This window comes from Phytopseudomonas dryadis (assembly GCF_004327355.1).
Classification (GTDB): domain Bacteria; phylum Pseudomonadota; class Gammaproteobacteria; order Pseudomonadales; family Pseudomonadaceae; genus Aquipseudomonas; species Aquipseudomonas dryadis.
On record NZ_QJUM01000001.1, the window covers coordinates 239,587 to 265,541 of the forward strand.

Sequence of the window (25,955 nt, forward strand, 5' to 3'; positions counted from 1 at the left end):
ATGTCTCGCCTGCCGGATTCAGGCAAGCCTGCTTTGCTCCCCTCGCCCTCCGGGAGAGGGGCCGGGGGAGAGGGAGGAGGCGCACGCGGTATTTCTTTTCACAAGAACGTAGCCGGGATTAGCCGCAGGCGTAATCCGGCTGATCCTCCGTTTAACGCGGATCATCGGCCGGCTGCTTGCGCCTTATAGCTGCCATCCCCCATTACGATTGCCCCGTTCGCTGCCTCGGGCACATCGACCACTCTGGCCGACATATGGCCGTTGTCGCGACACTAGCCGATCCTCGGCGCCCGGTTTTTATATCCCACGCTCATGGTCAGCTGGTTACACTCCAGCTTCCGGGGAATCGCCTCGTCATGCAACGGGAGTACAGACATGGGCCTGCTGATCGAAGGGCAATGGCACGACCAGTGGTACGACACCGGCGCTGGCGGACGCTTCAAACGGGAAAACGCGCAGCGCCGCAACTGGATCACCGCTGACGGCGGCGCCGGCCCGTCCGGCGAAGGCGGCTTCGCCGCCGAGGCCGGACGCTACCATCTGTATGTCTCCCTGGCCTGCCCCTGGGCTCACCGCACCCTGATCCTGCGCGCGCTCAAGGGCCTCGAGGCGCTGATCGAGGTGTCGGTGGTGAGCTGGCTGATGCGCGAGAACGGCTGGACCTTCGACACCGAGCACGGCTCCAGCGGCGATGCCCTGGATGGCCTGTCGTTCATGCACCAGCGCTACACCCTCGACGATCCCGAGTACACCGGGCGCGTCACCGTGCCGGTACTCTGGGACACCCGGCAGCAACGGATCGTCAGCAACGAGTCGGCGGAGATCATCCGCATGTTCAACTCGGCGTTCGACGAGCTCACCGGCAATCGGCTGGATTTCTACCCGCAGCCCCTGCAGGCCGAGATCGACGCACTCAACGCGCGTATCTACCCGGCGGTCAACAATGGCGTCTACCGCGCCGGCTTCGCCACCACCCAGGCCGCCTACGAAGAAGCCTTCAGCGAACTGTTCAGCGAGCTGGAAACCCTGGAAACGCGGCTGGGCAAGGCGCGCTACCTGACCGGCGAGTACCTGACCGAGGCCGACTGGCGCCTGTTCACCACGCTGATTCGCTTCGACGCGGTGTACTACGGCCACTTCAAGTGCAATCAGCAGCGCATCGCCGACTACCCCAACCTGAGCAACTGGCTGCGCGAGCTGTACCAGTGGCCCGGCGTGGCCGATACCGTCGACCTGCGCCACATCAAACACCACTACTACGCCAGCCACCTGACGATCAATCCTACCGCCATCGTTCCCAAGGGCCCGCAACTGGACTTCAGCGCCCCCCATGACCGTAACCGGCTGGCGGGCCTGGGCATCTGGCTGCGGGCCTGATCAGCGCAGCCCCCGGGCCTGCTCGATCGCCTGCATGAAGGCATCGGCCGGTAGCGGCCGGCCGAGCAGGAAGCCCTGCAGCGAATCGCAGCCCAGGTCGGTGAGGAAGTCCTGCTGCCTGGCGGTTTCCACGCCTTCGGCGACGATGCGCAGATTCAGCGCCCGGCCCAGGGCGACGATGGCGGAGATGATCGCCGCATCGTCGCTGTCGTGTTCCAGTTCGCGGACGAAGCCACGATCGATCTTCAGCTCGTTGGCCGGCAGGCGCTTGAGGTAGAGCAGGCTGGAATAGCCGGTGCCGAAATCGTCGATGGACAGGTCGACGCCCATGTCGGCCAGCCGCCGCAGCACCAGCATGCTGGCGTCGACGTCGCTCATGGCGGTGGTTTCGGTGATTTCCAGGGTCAGGCAATTGGCCGGCAGGGCGTGCTCGGCCAAGGCGCCGGCGACACTGCCCAGCAGGCCGGCATGGGAGAACTGCAACGCCGACAGGTTGACCGCCACGCGCCAATCGCGGTACCCGGCGGCATACCACTGCTGCATCTGTCGGCAGGCCTGGCGCAGCACCCATTCGCCGATGGCAATGATCAGTCCGCTGCGCTCGGCCAGGGGGATGAAGGTATCCGGAGCCAGCAATCCACGCACGGGGTGCTGCCAGCGCAGCAGCGCCTCGGCACCGACCGGCCGGCCATCGAACGCATCGAACTTGGGCTGGTAATGCAGCACGAACTCTTCATTCGCCAGGGCGGCGCGCAGGTCGTGCAGCAGTTGCAGCTGGTTATGCGCATTGGCGTTCATCGACGCCTCGAAGAAGCTGTAATCGTTCTTGCCGCTCCCCTTGGCGTGATACATTGCCGCGTCGGCATTTCTCAGCAACTCCTGCCGGTCGTCGCCATCGCCCGGATACAGGACGATGCCGACGCTGGTCGAGATTCTCAGCTCATGCTCGTCCACCTGGAAAGGCTGGCCGAGCAGCGCGACTATCTGTGCGGCGATGGTGGCCGCATCGTCGCGCTCGCCCAGTTCGGCGAGCAGGACGAATTCATCCCCGCCTACGCGTGCCAGGGTGTCCTGGGCCCTCAGGCTGCGCCGCAGGCGCTGACCGACCTCACGCAGCAACAGGTCGCCGACATGGTGGCCGAAGGCGTCGTTGACCGGCTTGAAGCCATCCAGGTCCATGAACATCAGCGCGAAGTGCCCGCCATTGCGACGGATCTTGTGCAGGCTCTGCTCGATGCGATCCTCCAGCAGCAGGCGATTGGGCAGGCGCGTCAGGTTGTCGTGCAGGGCCAGCAAGGTCAGTTCCTGATTGGCCTCGGCCAGCGAGCTGTTGAGCATCGCGGTCTGCGCCTCCAGGCGCGCATCGAGCACCGAGGTGAGCAAGGCAATGGCCAGCACCGCCAGGGTGACGATGATGATCAGGCTGGCCAGCCAGCCGGTGTTCAGCCCGCCGTTGGCGGCGCCACAGAAACTGCCGAGCGGAAAGTTGGCCGCCGCCATGCCGGTGTAATGCATGCCGACGATGGCCAGGCCCATGATCACCGCCGCCCCGGCCCGCGCCGGACGCACGAAGGGCGTATGCCGGCGCAGACGGAAGGCGATCCACAGCGCGGCGGCGGAAGCGAGCACGGCAATCACCAGCGACGCCGCGAAGAGCCACGGGTCGTAGTCGATGCCGGGTTGCATCAGCAGGGCCTGCATGCCGATGTAGTGCATCGAGCTGATGCCGGCGCCCATCGCCAGCGCCCCGAGCAACCAGTGCCAGAACGGCATCCGCGCCTGACTGACCAGCCACAGGGCAAATCCCGAGGCGAGCATGGCGATCGCCAGGGACAACAAGGTGATGACCAGGTCATAGCCCAGGGGAATCGGCAGGCTGAAGGCGAGCATGCCGATGAAATGCATCGACCAGATGCCGATCCCCATGGCCAGCGCGCCACCGCCGATCCACAGCGGCACCGCGGAGGCCTTGGCGGTAGCGATGCGCCCGCTCAGATCCAGCGCCGTATAGGAGGCGAGGATCGCCACGCACAGAGAAATCAGAACCAGGGAAAGGTCGTAGCTACCCGTCAGCATTGCAACTCTCGATAAGTAACGGCTTGTCGCCATGCACCGAGTTGCCGGATCGCCGAATCAACAGCCACCACACGCCATATATCCGTAAGGGCACATACTCGCCTGCGTACAGGGGCATACGCATATGTCGCGACATCAAGCATGCAATTGTAGCGAAAAGGCCGCTAACTAAACAGCCATCCACATGATAGCCAGTGGCCCACTGGTCAGGCTATTCGTCGCCCTGGGCAAGCTCCAGCACATCCCAGCCGCCGCCCAGCGCGGCGATCAGCTGTACGCTGGCGGTCAGGCGGCTGCCAAGCAGCGTCAGGTTGCTGCGCTCGTTGTTCAAGGCCGTGGCCTGGACATTGACCACGCTGTTGTAGTCCACGGTGCCGGCGCGGTACTGGTTCTCGATCAAGCGCAACGATTCGCGGGCGGCATCCAGGGCCTGCAGCTGCACAGCGGTTTCCTGCTCCAGTACACGCAGTTGCACCAGGTAGTCCTCGACCTCGCGGAAGCTGTCGAGCACGGCCTGGCGATATTGCGCCACGGTCTGGTCGTAGACGGCCTCGGTGCGTTCGCGCTCGGCGCTGCGCCGGCCACCATCGAACAGGGTCAGGGCCAGCTGCGGCCCCACCGACCAGAAGCGGTTGGGCAGGTTGACCCAGTCGGCGAAGCTGCTGCCCCGGTAACCGCCGGAGGCCGACAGCGTCAGGTCGGGGTACCAGGCCGCCTTGGCCACGCCGATCTCGGCGTTGGCGGCGATCACCCGGCGTTCGGCGGCGGCCACGTCCGGACGCCGCTCCAGCAGTTGCGACGGCACCATCGCCGGCACCTCGGGCAGTTCCGGCAGCTGTTCGCGGCGGGCGATGTTGACCTCGCTGGGCGGCACGCCGATCAGCACCGCGATCGCATGCTCGAGCTGGGCGCGCTGCCATTGCAGGTCGATGGCCTGGGCCTCGGTGCTGCGCAGCTGGGTCAGTGCCTGGCTGACGTCGGACTTGGGCACGATACCGGCGCGGTACTGGTTCTCGGTCAGGCGCAGGGCGCGCTGATAGGCCACCACCGTGGCATCGAGCAGGCGCTGCTGGCCATCCAGCACGCGCACCTGCAGGTAGCTCTGCACCAGTTCGGCCTGCAGGCTCAGGCGCACCGCGGCGAGATCGGCGGCGCTGGCCTCGAAACCGGCCTGGCTGGACTCCAGCGAGCGCCGCAGCTTGCCCCAGATATCCAGCTCCCACGCGGCGTTGAGGCTCAGGTCGTAGCTCTTGGAGATGCTTGCCGTATCCGAACCGCCGACACTGAAACCGTCCGAGGTACGCAGGGTGCTGTCGCCCCCGCCCTGCCCGGCCCGGCTCACGCCCGCCGTGCCGGACAGGGTCGGATAGAACGCCGCCCGGCCACCGCGCACCAGCGCCCGGGCCTGGCGATACTGGGCCTCGGCGGCAGCCAGGTTCTGGTTGGAGACATTCAGCCGGCCGACCAGGCCATTGAGCTCGCCATCGCCGTACAGCTCCCACCAGGCGCCCCGCGCCACGGCATCGGCCGGCACCGCGACCTTCCAGCCATCGGCCTGCTTGAAATGCGCCGGCGTGCTCAGGTCGGGACGCTGGTAATCGGGACCGATGGCACAGCCGGAAAGGACGAGCCCCAGCGTCAGCAGGCTGAGGACATGGCGAGAGGAATGACTCATAGGGGCGTTTCCAGGGCAGCGTCGGTGCGCACGCCACGCCAGCGATTGACGCGGCGGCGCAGACGGTCGAAATAGAGATAGACCACCGGGGTGGTGTACAGCGTGAGCAACTGGCTGAGGATCAGGCCGCCGACGATGGTGATGCCCAGCGGCTGGCGCATTTCCGAGCCTTCGGCGCTGCCGAGCACCAGCGGCAAGGCGCCCAGCAGCGCCGCCAGGGTGGTCATCATGATCGGCCGGAAACGCAGCAGGCAGGCGCGGCGGATCGAGTCGGCCGGGCTCATGTGCTCATGGCGCTCCAGTTGCAGGGCCAGGTCGATCATCAGGATGGCGTTCTTCTTCACCACGCCGATCAGCAGGAACAGGCCGAGCAGGGAGATCAGGCTGAACTCGGTGTTGAGCAGGCGCAGGGCGAGCAAGGCCCCGACCCCGGCCGATGGCAGGGTCGAGAGAATCGTCAGCGGGTGCACGTAACTCTCGTAGAGGATGCCGAGCACGATGTACACCACCAGCAGCGCCATGAGGATCATCCATGGCTGGTTCTGCTGGGTCTGCAGGAAGGCCGCACCGGTGCCGCCCATCACGCCCTGCACGTCCGTGGGCAGGCCCACCAGGGCCACGGCGCGGTCGATGGCGCGGGTCGCCTGGTCCAGGCTGACGCCCTCGGCCAGGGAGAAGCCGATGTTCTCCACGGCGAACTGGCCGCGGTGGCTGATGCGGTCGTCTTCCAGGCTGCGCTCCCAGTGGGCGAAGGTCGACAGCGGCACCCGGGCGCCATCGGCGGTGATCAGCTGGATCTGCTCCAGCGCCTCGGGGCTCTGCGCATAGCGCGGGTTGATCTCCATCACCACGCTGTACTGGTTGAGGCTGTCGTAGATGGTCGACACCTGGCGCTGGCTGAAGGCGTTGTTGAGCACGCTGGTGACCATGCTCATGTCCACGCCCAGGCGCTTGGCCGCATCGCGATCGACCACCAGGCGGATCTGCTGCGCGCCACCGGCTTCCGAAGCGTCGATATCGGTCAGCTCCGGCAGCGCCCGTAACGCCTCGCGCACCTTGGGCAGCCATCCGCGCAACGCATCCAGGTCGCCGGACAGCAGCATGAATTCGTTTTCCGAACTGCGTCCCTGGCGCCCGCCGATCTGCAGATCCTGGTCGGGCATGAGGAACATCCGTCCGCCGGGGATCTTCGGCGCATTGGCGCGCAAACGGTCGATCACCTGCTGCGCGGAAAGTCCGCGCTCGCCGATCGGCTTCAGGCGCACGATCATCATGGCGTTGTTGATGCCGCTGTTGCCGCCGATGAAGCCGGCCACGCTGTCCACCGCCGGGTCGGCCAGTACCGCGCGGCGATAGGCCTCCATCTTCGGCTGCATCACCTGGAAGGACAGGCCGTCATCGCCACGGATGAAGCCCATCAACTGCCCCGTGTCCTGCTGCGGCATGAAGGTCTTGGGAATGCTGACGAAGAGGAACAGGTTGAGGGCGATGGTCGCCAGCAGGCTGATCAGCATCAGCAGCGAATGGCGCAGCGCCCAGTCCAGGCTGCGCTGGTAGAAGCCCAGAACGCGCGCCTGAATGCGTGTGCCGAAGCCCTGCCAGCGGCCCGTTTCGGCCAACGGCTGCGGCGCCTCCGGCTTCAGCCAGCGCGCGCAGAGCATCGGCGTCAGGGTCAGCGACACCAGCAGGGAAATCACGATGGCCACCGCCAGGGTGATGGAGAACTCGCGGAACAGGCGCTCGACGATACCGCCCATGAACAGGATCGAGAGGAACACCGCCACCAGCGAGACGTTCATCGACAACAGGGTAAAACCGACCTCGCGGGCGCCCTTGAACGACGCCGCCAAGGGCGTTTCGCCGGCCTCGATATGCCGCGAGATGTTCTCCAGCACGACGATGGCGTCATCCACCACCAGCCCGGTGGCGATGATCAGCGCCATCAGCGACAGGTTGTTCAGGGAAAAGCCCAGCAGGTACATCACCGCGAAGGTGCCGACCAGCGACACCGGCACCGCCAGGGCCGGGATCAGCGCCGCGCGCCAGCGGCCAAGGAAGGCGAAGACCACCAGGATCACCAGGGCCACGGCGATCAGCAGGGTGTGCTCGGCCTCCTTGAGGGTGGCGCGGATCACCGGCGAGCGATCCATGGCCACTTCCAGGTCGACGCTGGCGGGAATCACCCCGCGCAGCTCCGGCAACAACGCACGGATGCCGGCGATGGTTTCGATGATGTTCGCCCCGCTCTGGCGGTTGACCACCAGCAACACGGCCTGCTTGTCGTTGTAGAAGCCGCTGTTGTAGCGATCCTCCACGCCATCGGTGACCGTGGCCACGTCGCCCAGGCGGATCGCCGCGCCATCCTGGTAGCGCAGGATCATCGGCACGTAATCGGCGGCCCGCTCCAGCTGGTCGCTGGCCTGCACCTGCCAGTGGCGCTGGGCATCTTCCAGCGAGCCCTTGGGCCGTTTGGCGTTGGCCGAAGCGATCGCCTGGCGCACATCGTCCAGGGCCACGCCGTACTGATCGAGCAGGCGCGGCTCCAGGGCCACCCGCACCGCGGGCAGCGAGCTGCCGCCGACCTGCACTTCGCCGACACCACTGATCTGCGACAGCTTCTGCCCGACGATGGTCGAGGCGACGTCGTACAGCTGGCCCTTGTCGAGCACCTGCGAGGTCAGCGACAGCACCATGATCGGCGCCTGGGACGGGTTGATCTTGCGGTAGGTCGGCATGCTGCGCATGCCGCTGGGCAGCAGCTCGCGGGCGGCGTTGATTGCCGCCTGCACCTCGCGCGCCGCGGCGTTGATGTCGCGATCCAGATCGAACTCGATCATGATCCGCGTGTTGCCCTGGCTGCTGTTGCTGTTCATCTGGCTGACCCCGGCGATGGCCCCCAGGGAGCGCTCCAGCGGCGTCGCCACGGTGGCCGCCATGACCTGCGGGCTGGCGCCCGGCAGGCTGGCCTGCACGGTGATCACCGGGAAATCCATGTTCGGCAGCGGCGCCACCGGCAGCAGACCGAAGCTGACCCCGCCGAGCAGCATGATCGCCAGGCTCAGCAGCAGGGTCGCCACCGGACGGCGGATGAAGGGGGCGGACAGGTTCATAAGGAGAAAGCCGCCATAGGCTGGAGGCTGGAGGCTGGACGAAAAAGCCGGAACACAGGCAGGACTGGCCTTTGCGTCCAGCCTCCAGCCTCGAGCGCTCTTATCGTCTTCATGCCGTTGCCGCCGCGCTACGGCGGCTGAAACGCCGCGCCAACCGGTCGAAGTACAGGTAGATCACCGGCGTGGTGAACAGCGTCAGCACCTGGCTGAGCAACAGGCCGCCGACCATCACCAGGCCCAGCGGCTGGCGCAGTTCGGCGCCGGAACCCGAGGCCAGCATCAGCGGCACGGCGCCGAACAGGGCCGCCAGGGTGGTCATCAGGATCGGCCGGAAGCGCAGCAGCGCCGCCTGGTAGATCGCCTCGGGCGGGGCCATGCCCTGGTTGCGTTCGGCGTCCAGGGCGAAGTCGATCATCATGATGGCGTTCTTCTTGACGATACCGATCAGCAGGATGATGCCGATGATCGCGATCAGCCCCAGGTCGTTGCCGGTCAGCAGCAGCGCCAGCAGCGCACCGACACCGGCCGACGGCAGCGTCGAGAGGATGGTGATGGGGTGGATGTAGCTCTCGTAGAGCACGCCGAGGACGATGTACATGGTGACGATGGCCGCCAGGATCAGCAGCAGGGTACTCGACAGCGAGGCGCGGAAGGCTTCGGCGGCGCCCTGGAAGGTCAGTTGCACGCCGACCGGCATGCCGATCTCCTGCTGTACCCGCTCGATCACCGCCACCGCATCGCCCAGGGCGACGCCGGCGCCGAGGTTGAACGACAGGGTCGCCGCCGGGAACTGGCCGATGTGGTTGATCAGCAGGCTCGCCGCGCGCTCCTCGATGTGCGCCAGGGACGACAGCGGCACTTGCCCACCATCGGCGGTGGCGACATGGATCTGGCGCAAGGCGGCCGGGCCGATGCTGCCGCCATTGGCGCTTTCCAGCACCACGCGGTACTGGCTGGCCTGGGTGTAGATGGTGGATATCTGCCGCTGGCCGAAGGCGTCGTACAGCGCGTCGTCGATGTCGGCCACGCTGACGCCGAGGCGCCCGGCCATGTCGCGGTCGATCTGCAGGTAGACCTGCAGGCCGCGGCTTTGCAGGTCGCTGGTCACGTCGCTGAGTTCGGGCTGCTGGTTCAGCGCATCGACCAGTTTCGGCGCCCAGGTTTCCAGCAGGGCCAGATCCGGCGATTCCAGGCTGAACTGGAACTGGGTACGGCTGACCCGATCCTCGATACTCAGGTCCTGCACCGGCTGCAGGAACAGCTCGATGCCACTGAGCCGCGCCAGCTCCGGCCGCAGCCGCTCGATCACCTGGCTGGCGGTGACGTCGCGTTCGGCATGGGGCTTGAGGTTGATCAGCATGCGTCCGCTGTTGAGCGTCGGGTTGTCGCCATCCACACCGATGTAGGACGACAGGCTGGCGACCGCCGGATCCTTGAGCACCACATCGGCCAGGCGCTGCTGGCGCTCGCTCATGGCGGTGAAGGAAATCGATTGCGGCGCCTCGGAGACGCCCTGGATCACCCCGGTGTCCTGCACCGGGAAGAAGCCCTTGGGCACGGCCATGTACAGCAGCACGGTCAGGCCCAGGGTGGCGATGGCCACCAGCAGGGTCAGCGGCTGATGACGCAAGACCCACTGCAGGCAGATGCCATAGCGCTCGATCATGCCTTCGATGAAGGCACCGCTGGCGCGGTAGAAACGCCCCTGCTCGGCCTCCGACTCGTGCTTGAGCAGGCGCGCGCACATCATCGGCGTCAGGGTCAGGGAGATCACCAGGGAGATCAGGATCGCCACCGCCAGGGTAATGGCGAATTCGCGGAACAGGCGGCCGACCACATCGGCCATGAACAGCAGCGGGATCAGTACCGCGATCAGGGAAATGGTCAGCGAAACCAGGGTGAAGCCGATCTGCCTGGCGCCCTTGAGCGCCGCATTGAGCGGTGTCTCGCCCTCCTCCAGGTGACGGGCGATGTTCTCCAGCATGACGATGGCGTCGTCCACCACGAAGCCGGTGGCGATGGTCAGCGCCATCAGGGTCAGGTTGTTGACCGTGAACCCGGCCAGGTACATCACGCCGAAGGTGCCGATCAACGACAGCGGCACGACGATGGACGGGATCAGCGTCGCCGACAGCTTGCGCAGGAACAGGAAGGTCACCAGCACCACCAGGATGATCGCCAGCAGCAGTTCGTGCTGCACGTCGGTCACCGCGGCGCGGATGGTCTGGGTGCGGTCGGTGAGCACCGTGACGTCGATGCTGGCCGGCAGCCCCTGGGTCAGGCTGGGCAACAGTGCCTGAATCCGATCGACCACGTCGATGACGTTGGCGCCGGGTTGACGTTGCACGTTGACCAGCACCGCGGCGTTGCGGTTGGCCCAGGCGGCCAGGCGCTGGTTCTCGGCGCCGTCGACGATCTCGGCGACGTCCTTGAGGCGCAAGGTGCCGCCGTTGGCATAGGTCAGGATCAGCTCGCGGTATTCCTCCGGCGAGCGCAACTGATCGTTGGCGTCCAGCTGCGAAACCCGGGTCGGGCCGTCGAAGTTGCCCTTGGGCTGATTGACGTTGCTGGCGTTGACCAGGGCACGTACGTCGGAGAGGTTCAGGCCATAGGAAGCCAGCGCCTCGGGATTGACGCGGATGCGCACCGCCGGGCGCTGGCCGCCGGCCAGGGACACCAGGCCGACGCCGGTGGTCTGGGCCAGCTTCTGTGCCAGGCGGGTGTCGACCAGGTCATTGATCCGCGTCAGCGGCAGGGTCCTGGAGGTCACCGCCAGGGTCATCACCGGGGTGTCGGCCGGATTGACCTTGTTGTACACCGGCGGTGCCGGCAGGTCGCCCGGCAGCAGGTTGGTGGCGCCATTGATCGCCGCCTGCACCTCCTGCTCGGCGACATCCAGTTGCACGTCGAGGTTGAAGCGCAGGGTGATCACCGAGGCGCCACCGGAACTGGTCGAGGACATCTGCTGCAACCCGGCCATCTGCCCGAACTGGCGCTCCAGCGGCGCGGTCACCGCACTGGTCATCACGTCCGGGCTGGCGCCGGGGTACAGGGTCATCACGCGGATGGTCGGGTAATCCACTTCCGGCAGCGCGGACACCGGCAACAGGCGGTAGGCGATCAGCCCGCTGAGAAAGATCGCCAGCATGATCAGGGTGGTGGCGACCGGCCGCAGGATGAACAGGCGTGACGCGTTCATGTGTTGGTCCGTACCCGCGGCGCACTGTCCTGGCTAGCCGGTTGCTCGCTTTCGCCTTCGCCGATCACCTCGACCTTGTTACCCTCGCGCAAGCGATCGGTACCCTCGACCACCAGGCGCTCGCCGGCGCTGACGCCCTCCTCGATCAGGGTGAACTCGCCGTCGCCGGGACCGGCCTTGACCGGCCGTATCAGTACCTTGTTCTCGGCATCGATGACATAGACGAAGGTGCCGTTGGCGCCGAACTGCAGCGCCGCGACCGGCACCACCAGGGCCTTCTCACGGGTCGAGACGCGCAGGCGGACGTTGACGAACTGGTTGGGGAACAGCAGCTCGTCGGCATTCTCGAAGCGCGCCTTGAGCTTGACCGTGCCGGTGGCGGTATCGATCTGATTGTCCAGGCTTTCCAGCACGCCGTTGGCAAGTTGCAGGTTCTCGCTGCGGTTCCAGGCCTCCACACTCAGGGTGCGGTCGTTGCGCACCTGGGCCAGCACGCCGGGCAGCTCCGCCTCGGGCAGGGTGAAGACCACCGCGATCGGCAAGGTCTGGGTGATCACCACCAGCGGATTCTCGTCGCTGGCGCGCACCAGATTGCCCAGATCCACCTGGCGGATGCCCAGGCGCCCGGAGATCGGCGCCCGCACCTGGGTGAAATCCAGGTTCAGCTTGGCCTCGGCCACCGCCGCCTGGTTGCTCTGCAGGGTGCCGCGATACTGGTTGACCAGCGCCTCCTGGGTATCCAGGGTCTGCCGGGCGATGGAATCCTCGGCGAACAGGCCACGGTAGAGCGCCAGATCCTTTTCCGCGTTCTTCAGCTGCGCCTGGTTTTCCTGCTGCGTGCCACGGGCCTGCTGCAGGGCGATCTCATAGGGACGCGGGTCGATCACCGCGAGCAGATCGCCGGCCTTGACCAGTTGCCCGTCCTGGAACAGCACCTTCATCAGTTCGCCGTCCACACGGCTGCGCACGCTGACCGTGTTGTAGGCCGTCACCGTGCCCAGGGCCTTCAGTTCGATGGGGAAGTCACGCTCCTCCACGCTCGCCACACGCACCGGCACATTGTCGAAGCCGCCCCAGCGCGCATTGCCCTGCACGGCCGGTTGTGCGGGCCAGAACCACCAGATCAGAGCGATGGCCAGCGCCAGCAGAACCAGACCGATGAACCACTGACGTTTCGAGGAGGGGGCGTTGCGCGTTGCGTTTACTTCGGACATGGGGCGGGTCGCTTCCTTGGGGAGCGTGAACGATAAGCAGTGTCCGCCGCGAAGCAAAGCCCCTTTACCGGCAATTTACGTCCGGAAGCTGTCCCAGGGCCATCAAACGACAAGAAAAATGACCGTTGACCCTGCATGACCGAGGGTTACTCGAGTATTTCCGGGTATTGCCTGTTCTGCTTTTGCTTTTGCTTTTGCTTTTGCTTGAAGCTTGAAGCTTGAAGCTTGAAGCTCAAAGAATAACCCGATGCTCGGCCTGACCACGTACCTGCAGCTCGACCGCGAACAGCTTGCCGGCATCCGGCTCCCTGGCCAGCTCCTCGGCGCTCATGCCCTCGCGGGCGGAGCTGACGAACAGCGTCGACAGCCCGGCGCCGCCAAAGGCCGGACAGGAGATCTGCGAAGCCGGCAAGCCAACCGCGTGCAGAAAACGCCCTGCGGGGTCGTAGCAGGCGACCCGGGACGCGCCCCACTGGGCATTCCACAGCCGGCCCTGGCTGTCGACCACCGCACCGTCGGGATGCACGCCCTGCCTGGCGCAGTCGATGAAGCGCTCGGCTTCGCCCAGGGGCCAGCCATGCCGTTCATCCAGCGGCTGGCGCCAGATCAGATCCCGCGCGGTATCGGCGAAATAGGCGAAGCGCCGGTCCGGGGAGAAACAGATGGCGTTGGTGATGCTGATGCCCGGAAACAGACAGCGCAGCTCGCCCCGGTAATAGCGATGGATGGCCCCGCCCTGCGGTTGCGCCTCCAGGCCCATGGTGCCGATCCAGAAACCGCCCCAGGGGTCGGCACGGCCATCGTTGGAGCGGGTCAGCGGGTTATCCGCTTCCAGCGCGCAGAGCGTCTGCCTCGCCCGGGTCCGCAGGTCGAAGGTCAGCAACGCCGTCTCGCTGGCGATCAGCAGGGTATCGCGGTCGAGCCAGCCGGCGGCGGACACGCGCTGCTCGAAGGCCCACTCGAGGGGCTGGCCATCGCGCTGACTGAGCAGGCGGCGGCCGGGAATATCGAACCAGAACACCTGCTCCCGCTCGGGGTGCCAGAACACGCCCTCGCCCAGGGTGCAGCGGCGCTGATCCGCGACGCGGGGCAACGTCATGCCGTGATCACGCCAGCGAACGCATTGAGCGGTACGTCGATCCGCGTGACGCCTGCCCCGCAGAGCGCTTCCATCTGCGCCGGCATGATCCCGCGCAGCCTGGCGATCAGGTCACGATGCATATCAGCCTCCTCGGGACAAGTTGTGCGGGTGTGGCGACCCGTCCCGCCAGGATTCGCCTGTCGGCAGTCAGCGTCATGGCGACTCTATGAGGACCCGCCGATGATACTGACCCTGCCTCCACGACAGGGTTCATGCCGATCGCCACGGCATCCCCGACGGCTATCGCCGCCGCACGTGCCCGCCACGGGGCCAACCAGCCCCACGAAGCCCTGCACGCCGCCGAAACGAAAACGGCCCGCTCGAGGCCGGGCTTACTTGAGCACGGCCAGGGCGGCGGCGTAGTTCGGCTCGCTGCCGATCTCGGCGACCAGTTCGCTGTGCAGCACCTTGTCGTTCTCGTCGAGCACCACCACCGCGCGGGCGGCGACACCGGCCAGCGGGCCGGAGGTCAGGGCCACGCCATAGTCCTCGAGGAACCCGGCGCCGCGCATGGTCGACAGGTTGACCACGTTTTCCAGGCCTTCGGCACCGCAGAAACGCGCCTGGGCGAATGGCAGGTCGGCGGAGACGCAGAGCACGACGGTGTTCTCCAGCTTGCTGGCTTCGGCATTGAACTTGCGCACCGAGGTGGCGCAGGTCGGCGTGTCGACGCTGGGGAAAATATTCAGCACCTTGCGCTTGCCCGCCAGGCTGCTCAGGCTGACATCGGCCAGGCCCGCGCCGACCAGGGTGAAGGCAGGCGCCTGTTGACCGACTTGCGGCAGTTGACCGGCAACCTGAACCGGGTTGCCGCGCAGGGTTACTTCAGCCATGGGAATATCCTCTTTGGGTGGTAGGTATGAACGCTGAGAATGGAAAGGCGGCGGGCCAGACGGGAGCCCAGGCCATGCTGCTCCCTGGCCATGCCGCCCCTAGAAGTCACGTTTGTAGAACAGATCGAGCGAACTGGCCAGGCCGCTGGCCGCCTCCAGGTACAGGCGCCGACTGAGGGCGTAACGCAGCGCCACGGTATTCACCGGCTCGAACACGCCGACGCCATAACGCAGGGTCAGGCGCTCGGACAGGTTACCGCTGGCCACCACGCTGGTGGTATTGCCGCTACCCTCGGTATCGAGCTGGAAGTCCTGGATGCCCAGAGTCTCGGCTACCGAGCCGGTCACCGAGGAACTGCCGGCCAGGCCCAGCGCCAGAGCCGCCTGGGCGAGCATGTTGTTGTCTTCGCTACCGCTGGACAGCGGCCGGCCCAGCACCAGGTAGGACAGCGCCTGTTCCTGGCTCATGGCCGGCTCGGAGAACACCTCGCTGCGCGGCTGGTCGGCGCTGCCGGTCAGGCGCAGACCGGCGACGACCTCGTCGACTCGGCGGATGGCTTCGATATCGAGGAACGGCTGGTCGATGGGGCCGGCGAACAGCAGGCGCGCGCGGCGGATAGTCAGGCGCTGGCCGTAGCCACGGAAATTGCCCTTGTTCAGGTTCAGCTCGCCACGGGTATCCAGGTCGTCGCCGATGTGCACCCGCCCGGCCAGTTCGGCCGTGAGACCGAAACCGCTGAAGGTCAGCTTGTCCTGGCCGACCTCGACGTCGATGTCCATGCTGATCGCCGTGGCTTGCCGTTCGCGCTCTTCGGCGCCGACGATGACCGCATCGTCGGAGACCTTGACCGTGGACGGCGGCAATTCGCGGACGACGATCTCGCCACGGGGAATGGCCACCTTGCCGGTCACCGCCAACTGATCGTCGCCCAAGCGCACCTGTATGTCCGGCTCGACCTCCAGGGTGGCATAGGGCTCCACGGTCACCGGCAGGCGGGTGCCCTTCACGCTCAGGCTGCCGGCCAGTTGCTCGCCCCAGCTCAGCGCGCCGCTCAGTGCCCCCTGGCCCTGCTCGCCGCTGCGCCAGCCGCCGTTCAGTTGCAGGCTTTCGCCGGCGATCAGCGCACGCACCTGCAGTGCCTCGATACTGGTCGGCAACTCACCGCCGGAAATCTCTCCGCCACTCAGTTGCAACTGGCCATTGACCAGCGGATTGAGCAGCTCCCCGGAGAGGCTGCCGCTGCCATCCAGGCGACCGGCCAGGCGCTCGACCATCGGCACGAACGGCCGCGCCAGGGCCAGATCCAGGCCGCTGAGGCGGAATTGTCCGGAAAGGGGTTTGTCCTGCGGGCGCGGGTCGAGCTGGGCCTGCAGGGACAGCTCGCCGATTTTCGGCCCGCGCAGGTTCAGCTCGGCATCGATACGCTGAGGCCGCAGTTCGCTGCTCAGGCGCAGATTGTCATAGCTGAAATCCAGCCACTGCTCCTGATCGCGCACGCGCCAGGTGCCGCTGCCGGCATCCAGCACGATGCGCCCGCTGGGGCCCGCGGCGGGTATATCCAGGTGGATCTCGGCATTGAGCGTGCCTTGCCAGGCAAAGTCCTTGGGCAGCCAGGGCGACAGGCTGTCGAGCGGGAAATTGGCCAGGTTGTAGCGGATTCGCGGTTGCGGCTGCAGACGCTGGTTCTCACCGCACAGGCTGGCCTCGCCGGAGCGCCAGCAATGGGCGCCCAGGTCGAGCTCGCCGGTGGCCAGGCGTACCAGTGTTGCCGCCTGCTGCAGGCGCCAGTCCTGTCCGCCGGCCTGGATCTCGCCACGGCTCAGGCGACCGCGCCAGTTGCCCTTGTCCAAGGTACCATCGAAGGCCAGGCTGCTCTGCAGCGCCCCGCCCTGCAGGCTCAGTTGCAGTTGCTGCCGTTTCGCATTGCCCTGGCCATCGGCGCTCAGGTCGCCGATGGCGGTATCGCCGCTGGCGATCCCCAGGCCACTCAACCGCACCCGGGCCTGCTGATTGGCGTCCAGCTCGGCCTCCAGGCCGAGCTGGCGCAGGCTCAGCTCGTTGAAGCCCAGGCTCTGGCCACTCAGGCTCAGCGTTCCCTGTGGCGCATGCAGGCTGCCCGCCAGGTCCGCACGCCCCTGCAACTGGCCCCGCAGCCCCGGCCACAGTTGCCCCAGGCGCGGCAACGCCAGGCGCAACTCGCCCTGCAGTTGCCGATCCAGGCGGCCACTGCCCTCGATCCGGTTGTCGCCCAGGCGTACAGCGAGCGCAGCGAGCGACCAGCGCTCGCCCACTCCGGAAACCTGGGCCTGCAGCAACGCGGGCTGGCCGCGCAGGCGGCCTTGCAAGTCCAGGTCGCCACTCAGTTCCAGGGCGCCATCATGCAGCTGTCCCTGGCTGCGCACAGGGCCGGCGATACGCCCCGGCAACTCGGCAACCCAGTAGGCCGGGTCGAAATCGCTGACCTGCAGCCGCGCATCCCAGCGCAGCACATCGGCGAAGCCCAGGGTCACCTGCCCGTCGATCCGCCCCTGCCCCGCGCGCCCCTGCAGTTGCGGCAAATGCACCTGCTGCAGATCGCCGCTGATCGGGCTCTGCACGCTGAAGTCACCCGCCGGGCCGCCCAGCGCCGCGGCGAAGTTGCCCAGATAACTGCCGTCGTCGTAGGCGAAATCGCCATTCAGCTTGTGCAAGGTGACCGCTGGCGCTTCCTCCATCGGATACAGGCGCAGCCAGGGGAAATCCAGCCAGTCGACGTGCGTATCGGCCTTGAACCCCTCCTGCCAATCCAGGCGGCCGTTCACGGCCAGGTACTGGTTGTCCTCGGCGGCCAGACGCAGGGTGGCGATATCCGCGCCCTGGGCATCCACCCGCCCGCTCAAGGTCAGCGCCACCGGGCCGCCATCGCCCGGCAGGCGAGCGCTGCCGGCGATGCTGTAACCGTCCTGCAGATCGCCGTGGGCGGTCAGTTCGAGGGCATCCAGGCGCAGGGTGTCGGGCAGTGAGGCATCGGCCTTGAAGCCATCGGCGCTGAGGCTCAGCGTGGCCGGAACATGCTCGACCAGGGGCTGCACCTCGCCGCTCAGGCGAGCGGCCAGGTAGCCGCTGCTGTCGATGGCGATGCGCAGACTCTTCTGCAGATCGCCCTCCACCTGCAGCGCCAGGCTCCACGGCTGCTCGTCCGGCGCCGGCAGCCTGGCGTTGCCCTGCAGGGTCAACGGCCAGTCGCCACTGGGTTGCAAGCGCCCCTGCAGATCGATGGCCAGCTCGTCACGCCGCACCTGCAACCTGTCGATGCGCATGCCGGCCGCGTCCCAGCTGGCGGCCAGGTCCAGCCCCTGCAACTGCTCGTCGCCATTGAACTGCAGGCTGCCGATGTGCAACTCACCCAGTCGCAGGGCCAGGGGCAGATCGATCTGCGGCAGGCGCAACGGCTCGCTGCCGGGCGCTTCTTCGCTGGGCGCGAAGCGCAATTCGATACGTTCGGCGCGCAGGCTGTCGATGCACAGGGTCAGGCGCAGCAGGCAGGCAGGCGACCAGTTCAGGGTCGGCGCCAGCACCACGACCTGATCGTCTCCCTGCTGCCAATCCAGGCGCTCGGCGCTCCACGCTCCGCCCAGACGACCCTGGAAGTTTTCCAGCTGCAGCCCCGGCACCAGGCCCAGCGCCCAGCGGCTGCCGGCATTGCTGGCCAGCACCCAGCTGGCGAACAGCAGTACCAGCAGCAACAGGCCGGCCATGCTCAGCAGGCCATACTTGAGCGCGCGCCTCACAGTTCAGGCCCCATGGAGAAATGCAGGCGCACGCCGCCCTCGTCATCCAGCGGATGCGCCAGGTCGAGGCGCAACGGCCCGACCGGCGAGACCCAGCGTACGCCCATGCCGACCGCGCTCTTCAAGGTGGGGAAGTCCAGCGAGCTGAAGGCATTGCCCTGATCGTAGAAGGTCGCCACCCGCCACTTCTCCGCCACGCTGTACTGGTACTCGACGCTCGCGGCGAGCATATAGCGGCCGCCGATCTTGTCGCCCTGGTTGTTCTCCGGCGACAGGCTCTGGTAGTCATAGCCGCGCACGCTCTGGTCGCCGCCGGCGAAGAAGCGCAGCGACGGTGGCACGGAGGAATTGAAGCCCCTGGACTCGGTACCGCCGAACTGCACGCGGCCGAGAAAACGGTGCTTCTGCGCCAGGGTGGTGAGGCCCTTGAGCAGCACGTTGCCATGGATCACGTCGGAATCCGAGAGCAAGCCTTCCTTGGCCGCCGACATATCGAACTGCAGGCGGTAGCCATGGCTGGGATCGATACGGCTGTCGCTCTTGAGGTAGGAATAGCTGATGCCGGGCATGAGCAAGGTGCTCAGGCCGGAATCGTCGCCCAGGCGGTACTCCTCACGCTGCCACTTCAGCGAGATCACCCGCTGCCAGCCGCTGTCCAGCTGGCTGTGCCACTCGGGGCCCACGGTGAGCAGGCGGCTGAGGCTGTCGGTATCGGCGATTTCCTCGTACTGATAGCCGCCGGCGATGCGCAACTTGTCGGTCAGCGGCGGGTCCAGCGGGATGTCGTACCACAGGCCGACATTCTGCCGCGGCGCCGACAGCTCCATCTCGGCGCCATAACTGTGCCCCTGGGCATTGGCCCAGTGCCGCTCCCAGTTGGCCCGACCACGTGGCCCCACGTCGGTGGAGAAACCCAGGCCCAGGCCCATGGTACGCGGCAGGCGGGTCTGCAGTTGCACGTTGACCGGGATGACCTGCTGCTCGGCCTCCGCCGGGTTGGCGTCGACCCGTACCGACTCGAAGTAACCGCTGGAACGCAAGGCCTGATAGAGCTCGGCAATGCGTTCGGAGTCGTAGGGGACGTTGGCCTGGAACGGCACCATGCGCTGCAACAGGTCGTCATCGAAGGGCATGTCGCCCTCGAAGCTGACCGGGCCGAGAAAGTAGCGCGGGCCGCTGTCGTAGACCAGTTCGATATCGGCGAGGCCCGCCTGGGGATCGATGCTCAGCCGCTGCCGGGTGAAATGCCCGCGAAAGAAGCCGTAGCGCGAGGCCTGGTTCTGGATGAAGCGCTTGGCGGCATCGTAACGGCCATGGTTGAGCACGGCGCCCTGGGTCAGCTGTGCGTCGCGCGGTAGGCGGAACGCACTCAGCTCGCTGGCCGGCCCCTCGACACGCACGGTGACGCTGCCGAGGCGTATCGGCTCGCCCGGCACGATACGCACGTTCAGGCGTGGCGGCGTCTGCTCGACCACTTCGCTGGTGATCTGCGCATGGTAATAGCCCAGCGCCTGGGCGGCTTGCTGCGCCTGGCCCTCGACCACCCGGCGCAGCCGCTGCAGGGCCTCGGCGTCACGATCGCCGAGGCTGCCGATATAGCCCTCGACGTTACTCTTGAGTGCATTGTTGGCCGGCTGAACGCTGACCACCAGCCGGGCTTCAGCCAGCAGCGTCGAGCTGAACAGCAGCAGTGCGCATCCCGCGCCTATTGTGCAAGAAACTCTCATGGCGGCGATGCTATCACGAGGCAGATACCGTATCAGACGCTTATTGTGCGGGTATCGGTGCCACCGCTGGCGCACTGGGCTGGAGAAATATGTGCTCGACCACGGGACCCACCGCCACCTCGCCGATCTCCTGGTAACCATGACGTCGATAGAAGTCCAGATAGCGGGCATTGCCGGTATCCAGGACGATGCCCGCGGAACCTGAATCCTGCGCGCACCACTCATGCAGGGCCGTCAGCAATTGCTCGCCATACCGGTGCCCCTGATATTCGGGATGGATGCCGATCAGCGGCAGCACGTGATAGGCCCCCGGCGGCAGGCTGGCCAGCACCGCATCGTGGTAGGCGAGATAGCGCTGGGTGCAACCGAAACCGGTGCTGAGCACCATGCGCAGGCGCCAGAGCCAGCTTTCGGTGATTTCCAGGCGCCGCCGCGGCGGCGCGATCAGCGCCATGCCGATCAGCCGGTCATCGAGCAGCAGCCCGATGGCCGGCAGCTCTTCGTCGAAGTGGCGCTGCACCAGCTCACGCACCGTGGCCCGCACCCGCTGATCGAAACCGGCGCGGCCGGCCCGGAACAGATAGGCGAAGGTGGGGTCGTGGCGATAGGCCTGATACAACAGCGAACGGGCCTCGCGGGCATAGCCGCCATCGAGCAGACGGGTTTCGGCATGGCGATCGGGCATGGGGAATATCTCGTGAGTGACGAAGGTCTGTCTTGTCGCGAATGCTGGGTTTCTCGACGTTTATTTGCGACAAGCAAGGCCGCGTCCGTATGACCCCCAGGGAGGCGGAAAATGCCACGCGAAAAAACGGACTCCGACGCGGCCGTGCTGCAAGGCTAAGCCTAGCAGCTCTTGGCAAGCCTTACTGGCCCTGAAGCGGCGCTATCGGCTAGCATCGCCCCTCTCACGTCACCAGAGCGCCAGGATTCCTGCCATGAAGATCATCTCCTTCAACATCAACGGCCTGCGGGCTCGCCCCCATCAACTGGCCGCGTTGATCGAAAAGTACCAGCCGGACGTGATCGGCCTGCAGGAAACCAAGGTATCCGACGACCAGTTTCCCGAAGCGGAAATCCGCCAGCTCGGCTACCACGCCCACTACCATGGCCAGAAAGGCCATTACGGCGTCGCCCTGCTCTCGCGCCAGGCGCCGCTGCAAGTGGACAAGGGCTTCCCGGATGACGGCGAAGAATCCCAACGCCGCTTCATCTACGCCACCTATGCCGACGCCCAGGGCAAGCCGCTGACCGTGATGAATGGATACTTTCCCCAGGGGGAAAGCCGCGATCACCCGACCAAGTTTCCGGCCAAGCAACGCTTCTACGCCGACCTGCAGCAACTGTTGCTGAACCGCTTCGACAGCCAGCAGCCCCTGCTGTTGATGGGCGACATCAACATTTCCCCCGAGGACATCGACATCGGTATCGGCGAAGCCAACCGCAAGCGCTGGCTGAAAACCGGCAAATGCAGTTTTCTCCCGGAAGAACGCGAATGGCTGGCGACCCTCAAGAGCTGGGGCCTGATCGACAGCTTCCGCCAGTTGCATCCGCAGGTCGACGACCGTTTCAGCTGGTTCGACTACCGCAGCCGCGGCTTCGAGGACGAGCCCAAGCGTGGCCTGCGCATCGACGTGATCCTCGCCTCCCAAGTCCTGCAGGCGCGGCTCAAGGACGCCGGCATCGACTACGACCTGCGCGGCATGGAGAAACCCTCCGACCACGCGCCCATCTGGCTCGAGCTGGACTGAGCAGGGCTGAGCGAAGCGTCATATTCCAGTCACGTTTCTGTCTTATCGTCGCAGCACTTCAACCCACCACAAGGTGTTTGTCGCATGCTGCGCGCCCTCCCTGTCTGTGACCGCGAAACCTGGAACCGGACGGTAACCTTCCTGCTGCTCGGTTTTCTCTGCTATGCCATGCCCTGGACGGCTTTCGCCGCCCTGCCCTTCGACCAGGACGAGCGTCCCGTCCTGCGCATCCAGGGCTCCAACACCATCGGCGCCCGCCTGGGCCCCGAACTGATCAAGGGCCTGTTGCAGCAACAGGGGCTGAGCGATATCCGCATCGCCGACGGCGCCCGGGAAAACGAACAGCTGGTATCGGCCATGACCGGCGCAGGCCGCAGCGTGACCATCCTGGTGGCCGCCCATGGTTCGGGCACGGGCTTCGGCGCCATCCTGCAGGGCAGCGCCGAACTGGCCGCGTCCTCGCGGCCGATCAAGGACAGCGAAGTCGCCAGCCTTGCCAGCCTCGGCGACATGAAAAGCCTGGATGCCGAGCACATCATCGCCATCGACGGCCTGGCCATCATCCTCCACCCGGACAACCCCATCGGCACACTGCGCACCGAGCAATTGGCCCAGGTATTCGCCGGCGAGCTGAACGACTGGGCACAACTGGGCGGCCGCGCCGGCCCCATCACCCTGTATGCCCGCGACGACAACTCCGGCACCTTCGATACCTTCAAGGAACTGGTGCTCAGTGCCCACGGCAAGCAGCTGGCAGGCAACGCGAAACGTTTCGAGTCGAGCGAACAGCTTGCCGACGGCGTAGCCCAGGATCCTTCGGCCATCGGTTTCATCGGCCTGCCTTATGTGCGCAAGGCCAAGGCCGTGGCCATCGCCGCTGGCGAATCGCAAGCGATGCCGCCCAGCGTGACGCTGATCGCCACCGAGGACTACCCGCTGTCGCGCCGCCTGTTCTTCTATGGCCCGCCACGGGGCGACAATCCCTGGGCCGAAGCCCTGCTGCGCTTCGCCCAGAGCCCGCAAGGCCAGGCCATCGTCGCGCAGAACGGTTTCATCGCGCAGACCGTGCAGGCGGTCAAGGTCGAGGCCAGCCCCGGCATGCCGGCGGCCTATCAGACCCTGGCCCGCGAAGCGCAGCGGCTGTCGGTGAACTTCCGTTTCCAGGAAGGCAGCGCCAGCCTGGACAACAAGGCGCGCCAGGATATACGCCGCGTGCTCGACTACCTCACCCAGCACGACAAGCTGCAGCACAAGGTCGTCCTGGTCGGTTTCGGCGACCCCAAGGCCGCGCCCGAGCGCGCCGAACTGCTGTCCAAGCTGCGGGCCATGGCGGTTCGCCGCGAGCTGGTGAAGAACGGGGTCATCCTCCACGAAGTCGCCGGCCTCGGGGACGAACTGCCGGTGGCCGCCAACGACGACAGCGGACGCAACAAGAACCGCCGGGTCGAAGTCTGGGTGTATTGACCAGGACAGGATGCCGCAGGCGCATGCCAGCCTCTTGCTCTGGACGGCATTTCACCTTAGCCTTGTATACATGTGACGCCGGGCCCCTCTGGCGGTGAGTTCTCTCACCGTGATGTCGGAGTCACTAAGTTGAATCTCAACTTAGGCATTTTACAGGGAGGGCCCATGACAGCTCTACATGCCTTTTTATCCACGCCGTTCCTCGGCACCCCCTACTGGTTCTGGCTGGCGTTCATCGCCATCGTGCTCGCCCTGCTGGTCTTCGACCTCGGCGTGCTGCACCGCGACCAGCATGAAATCGAAATGCGCGAAAGCCTGCTGCTCTACAGCGGCTATTTCAGCGTTGGCGTCGCCTTCGGCGGCTGGGTCTGGTGGCAACTCGGCGCCACCAAGGCGCTGGAGTTCTACACCGGTTTCCTGGTCGAACAATCGCTGTCGATGGACAACGTGTTCGTCATGGCGATGATCCTCGGCTTCTTCGGCATCCCGCGTAAATATCAGCATCGCGTGCTGTTCTGGGGGATTCTCGGGGTCATCGTGCTGCGCGCGATCATGATCGGCCTGGGCACGGCCCTGGTGCAGCAGTTCGACTGGATCCTCTACGTGTTCGGCGCCTTCCTCCTGTTCACCGGCGTGAAGATGCTGCTGAGCAAGGACCACGAGGAACACCCCGACCTGTCGCAGAACAAGCTGCTGCTCTTCCTGCGCAAGCACATCCGCGTGACCGACGAACTGCATGGCGGGCACTTCCTGGTACGCCAGCGCGATCCCGCCAGCGGCAAGATGCTGCTGTTCGCCACGCCCCTGCTGCTGGCGCTGGTGCTGATCGAGCTGGCCGACCTGGTGTTCGCCGTGGACAGCGTGCCGGCGGTGTTCGCCATCACCCAGGACCCGTTCATCGTCTACACCTCGAACATCTTCGCCATCCTCGGCCTGCGCGCGCTGTACTTTGCCCTGGCCGCGCTGATGCACCGCTTCGTGTACCTGAAATACGCCCTGGCGATCGTCTTGATGTTCATCGGCAGCAAGATCTTCCTGCATGGCTTCATCCAGGTTCCCGCCCTGCTCTCGCTGGGCGTGACCCTGGGCGTACTGGCAGGTGGCGTACTGCTTTCGCTGCTGAGAACGCGCAAGACGAGTAGCGAGATCGACTGAGGCAGCGGCCTGCGCGGCTCGAGATCGGGCAGCACGCTGGCCGTTGGTTGGTCCTTCACCCGGTACAGCTTCAGGCCGAGGACGGCGACAGCCCTCTTCGCGCCTGGGCAAGCCGCGCAGCGAATGAGCAGACGCCCAGGGGCGGTCCTAGCGACTCGCCCTGATCTGTTCGCGCGATACGTATTTACCGATTTCGTATTTGCCGATAGCCGCGCGGTGCACCTCGTCCGGCCCATCGGCCAGGCGCAGGGTGCGCTGCATGGCGTACCAGTAGGCCAGCGGAAAATCGTTGCAGACCCCCGCTCCGCCATGCATCTGGATCGCCCGGTCGATGACCTTCAGGGCGACATTGGGCGCCACCACCTTGATCTGGGCGATCTCGCTGGCGGCGATCTTGTTGCCCACGGTATCCATCATGTGGGCCGCATTGAGGGTCAACAAGCGCGCCATGTTGATCTCCATGCGCGAGTCGGCGATCAGGTCGATGTTACCGCCCAGCCGGGCCAGCGGCTTGCCGAACGCCGTGCGCTCGATGGCCCGCTCGCACATCAGCTTCAGCGCCCGCTCGGCCATGCCGATGGAGCGCATGCAATGGTGAATACGGCCCGGGCCGAGTCGACCCTGGGCGATCTCGAAACCGCGTCCCTCGCCGAGCAATACGTTCTCGTAGGGCACCCGCACGTTCTCGAACAGCACTTCGGCATGACCGTGGGGCGCATCGTCGTAACCGAATACCGGTAGCGCCCGGATCACCCTCACACCGGGGCTGTCCATCGGTACCAGAATCATCGAATGCTGCTGGTGCCGAGGCCCTTCCGGGTTGCTCAAACCCATGAAGATCATGACCTTGCAACGTGGATCGCAGGCCCCCGAGGTCCACCATTTGCGTCCGTTGATCACCCACTCGTCACCCTCGCGCAGCGCGCGGGCCTGCATATTGGTGGCATCCGACGAAGCCACCTCCGGCTCGGTCATGGCGAACGCCGAGCGGATCTCGCCGGACAGCAGGGGGACGAGCCACTGGCGCTTCTGCGCCTCGCTGCCATAACGCACCAGAACCTCCATGTTGCCGGTATCCGGCGCGGCGCAGTTGAACGGCTCGGAACCGATCAGCGAACTGCCCATGATTTCCGCCAGCGGCGCATATTCGCTGTTGCTCAGCCCGGCCCCCAATTCGGAGTCCGGCAGAAACAGGTTCCACAGCCCCTCGGCCCTGGCCTTGGACTTCAACGTCTCCATGATCGCCGTCGGCTGCCAGCGATCCCCCTCGGCCACCTGCTGTTCGAATACGCTTTCGGCCGGATAGACATGGGCCTGCATGAATGCGCTGACGCGCTCGCGCAACTGCTGAACCTTCGGGGAGTAAGCGAAATCCATCGGGGCACCTTCAGGGTTGTTTCTCTCTATGTGTCGGATGCTAGAAGACGGGATATGATTTATCTAATCTATTTTCAGCGTGTAT

General features: G+C 66.0%; 16 protein-coding genes. 4 read left to right on the plus strand and 12 right to left on the minus strand.

Annotation, left to right across the window (positions count from 1 at the left end):
* Nucleotides 1-375 precede the first annotated feature (375 nt).
* Nucleotides 376-1,377, plus strand: coding sequence for a glutathione S-transferase family protein (locus tag DNK34_RS01125; protein ID WP_131174175.1), 1,002 nt, complete (start codon nt 376-378; stop codon nt 1,375-1,377).
* On the opposite strand, the gene DNK34_RS01130 is transcribed toward DNK34_RS01125, so the two are convergent.
* From DNK34_RS01130 to DNK34_RS01175, 11 genes are all read right to left on the minus strand, one after another.
* Complete coding sequence (locus DNK34_RS01130) at nt 1,378-3,453, minus strand: putative bifunctional diguanylate cyclase/phosphodiesterase (RefSeq protein WP_131174174.1); 2,076 nt, start codon at nt 3,451-3,453, stop codon at nt 1,378-1,380.
* Between the two features lie 211 nt (nt 3,454-3,664).
* The gene (locus DNK34_RS01135; protein ID WP_131174173.1) at nt 3,665-5,128 is read right to left on the minus strand and encodes an efflux transporter outer membrane subunit; all 1,464 of its coding nucleotides are present in this window, start codon (nt 5,126-5,128) and stop codon (nt 3,665-3,667) included.
* Complete coding sequence (locus DNK34_RS01140) at nt 5,125-8,238, minus strand: efflux RND transporter permease subunit (RefSeq protein WP_131174172.1); 3,114 nt, start codon at nt 8,236-8,238, stop codon at nt 5,125-5,127. The genes DNK34_RS01135 and DNK34_RS01140 overlap by 4 nt, the downstream gene beginning before the upstream one ends.
* 109 nt (nt 8,239-8,347) lie before the next feature.
* Nucleotides 8,348-11,437, minus strand: coding sequence for an MdtB/MuxB family multidrug efflux RND transporter permease subunit (locus tag DNK34_RS01145; RefSeq protein ID WP_131174171.1), 3,090 nt, complete (start codon nt 11,435-11,437; stop codon nt 8,348-8,350).
* Nucleotides 11,434-12,651: an MdtA/MuxA family multidrug efflux RND transporter periplasmic adaptor subunit gene (locus tag DNK34_RS01150; protein WP_131174170.1), complete on the minus strand. Its 1,218-nt coding sequence runs from the start codon at nt 12,649-12,651 to the stop codon at nt 11,434-11,436. Before DNK34_RS01150 ends, DNK34_RS01145 begins: the two co-directional genes overlap by 4 nt.
* 232 nt (nt 12,652-12,883) lie before the next feature.
* On the minus strand, nt 12,884-13,750 hold the full coding sequence (locus DNK34_RS01155) for an SMP-30/gluconolactonase/LRE family protein (RefSeq protein ID WP_131174169.1): 867 nt from the start codon (nt 13,748-13,750) through the stop codon (nt 12,884-12,886).
* Nucleotides 13,747-13,872: a hypothetical protein gene (locus DNK34_RS25835; protein ID WP_278248867.1), complete on the minus strand. Its 126-nt coding sequence runs from the start codon at nt 13,870-13,872 to the stop codon at nt 13,747-13,749. Before DNK34_RS25835 ends, DNK34_RS01155 begins: the two co-directional genes overlap by 4 nt.
* Nucleotides 13,873-14,124: 252 nt before the next feature.
* Nucleotides 14,125-14,625, minus strand: a complete 501-nt coding sequence (gene tpx / locus DNK34_RS01160; protein ID WP_131174168.1) for a thiol peroxidase — start codon at nt 14,623-14,625, stop codon at nt 14,125-14,127.
* 99 nt (nt 14,626-14,724) lie between these two features.
* Nucleotides 14,725-18,396 (minus strand): translocation/assembly module TamB domain-containing protein, encoded by a 3,672-nt coding sequence (locus DNK34_RS01165; protein WP_131174167.1) that lies wholly within the window; start codon nt 18,394-18,396, stop codon nt 14,725-14,727.
* Entirely contained in the window at nt 18,393-20,123 is a 1,731-nt protein-coding gene (locus DNK34_RS01170; protein ID WP_131174166.1) for an autotransporter assembly complex protein TamA, read from the minus strand. The genes DNK34_RS01165 and DNK34_RS01170 overlap by 4 nt, the downstream gene beginning before the upstream one ends.
* Before the next feature lie 40 nt (nt 20,124-20,163).
* Entirely contained in the window at nt 20,164-20,808 is a 645-nt protein-coding gene (locus DNK34_RS01175; RefSeq protein ID WP_131174165.1) for a GNAT family N-acetyltransferase, read from the minus strand.
* A gap of 253 nt (nt 20,809-21,061) precedes the next feature.
* Between DNK34_RS01175 and xthA the strand changes: the two genes are divergently transcribed.
* From xthA to DNK34_RS01190, 3 genes are all read left to right on the plus strand, one after another.
* Nucleotides 21,062-21,874: an exodeoxyribonuclease III gene (gene xthA, locus DNK34_RS01180; RefSeq protein ID WP_131174164.1), complete on the plus strand. Its 813-nt coding sequence runs from the start codon at nt 21,062-21,064 to the stop codon at nt 21,872-21,874.
* 84 nt (nt 21,875-21,958) lie between these two features.
* The gene (locus DNK34_RS01185; protein ID WP_131174163.1) at nt 21,959-23,338 is read left to right on the plus strand and encodes a substrate-binding domain-containing protein; all 1,380 of its coding nucleotides are present in this window, start codon (nt 21,959-21,961) and stop codon (nt 23,336-23,338) included.
* Nucleotides 23,339-23,503: 165 nt separating this feature from the next.
* On the plus strand, nt 23,504-24,493 hold the full coding sequence (locus DNK34_RS01190) for a TerC family protein (protein WP_131174162.1): 990 nt from the start codon (nt 23,504-23,506) through the stop codon (nt 24,491-24,493).
* Nucleotides 24,494-24,640: 147 nt separating this feature from the next.
* Here DNK34_RS01190 and DNK34_RS01195 read toward each other — a convergent pair whose 3' ends face one another.
* Complete coding sequence (locus DNK34_RS01195) at nt 24,641-25,870, minus strand: acyl-CoA dehydrogenase (protein WP_131174161.1); 1,230 nt, start codon at nt 25,868-25,870, stop codon at nt 24,641-24,643.
* Nucleotides 25,871-25,955 lie beyond the last annotated feature (85 nt).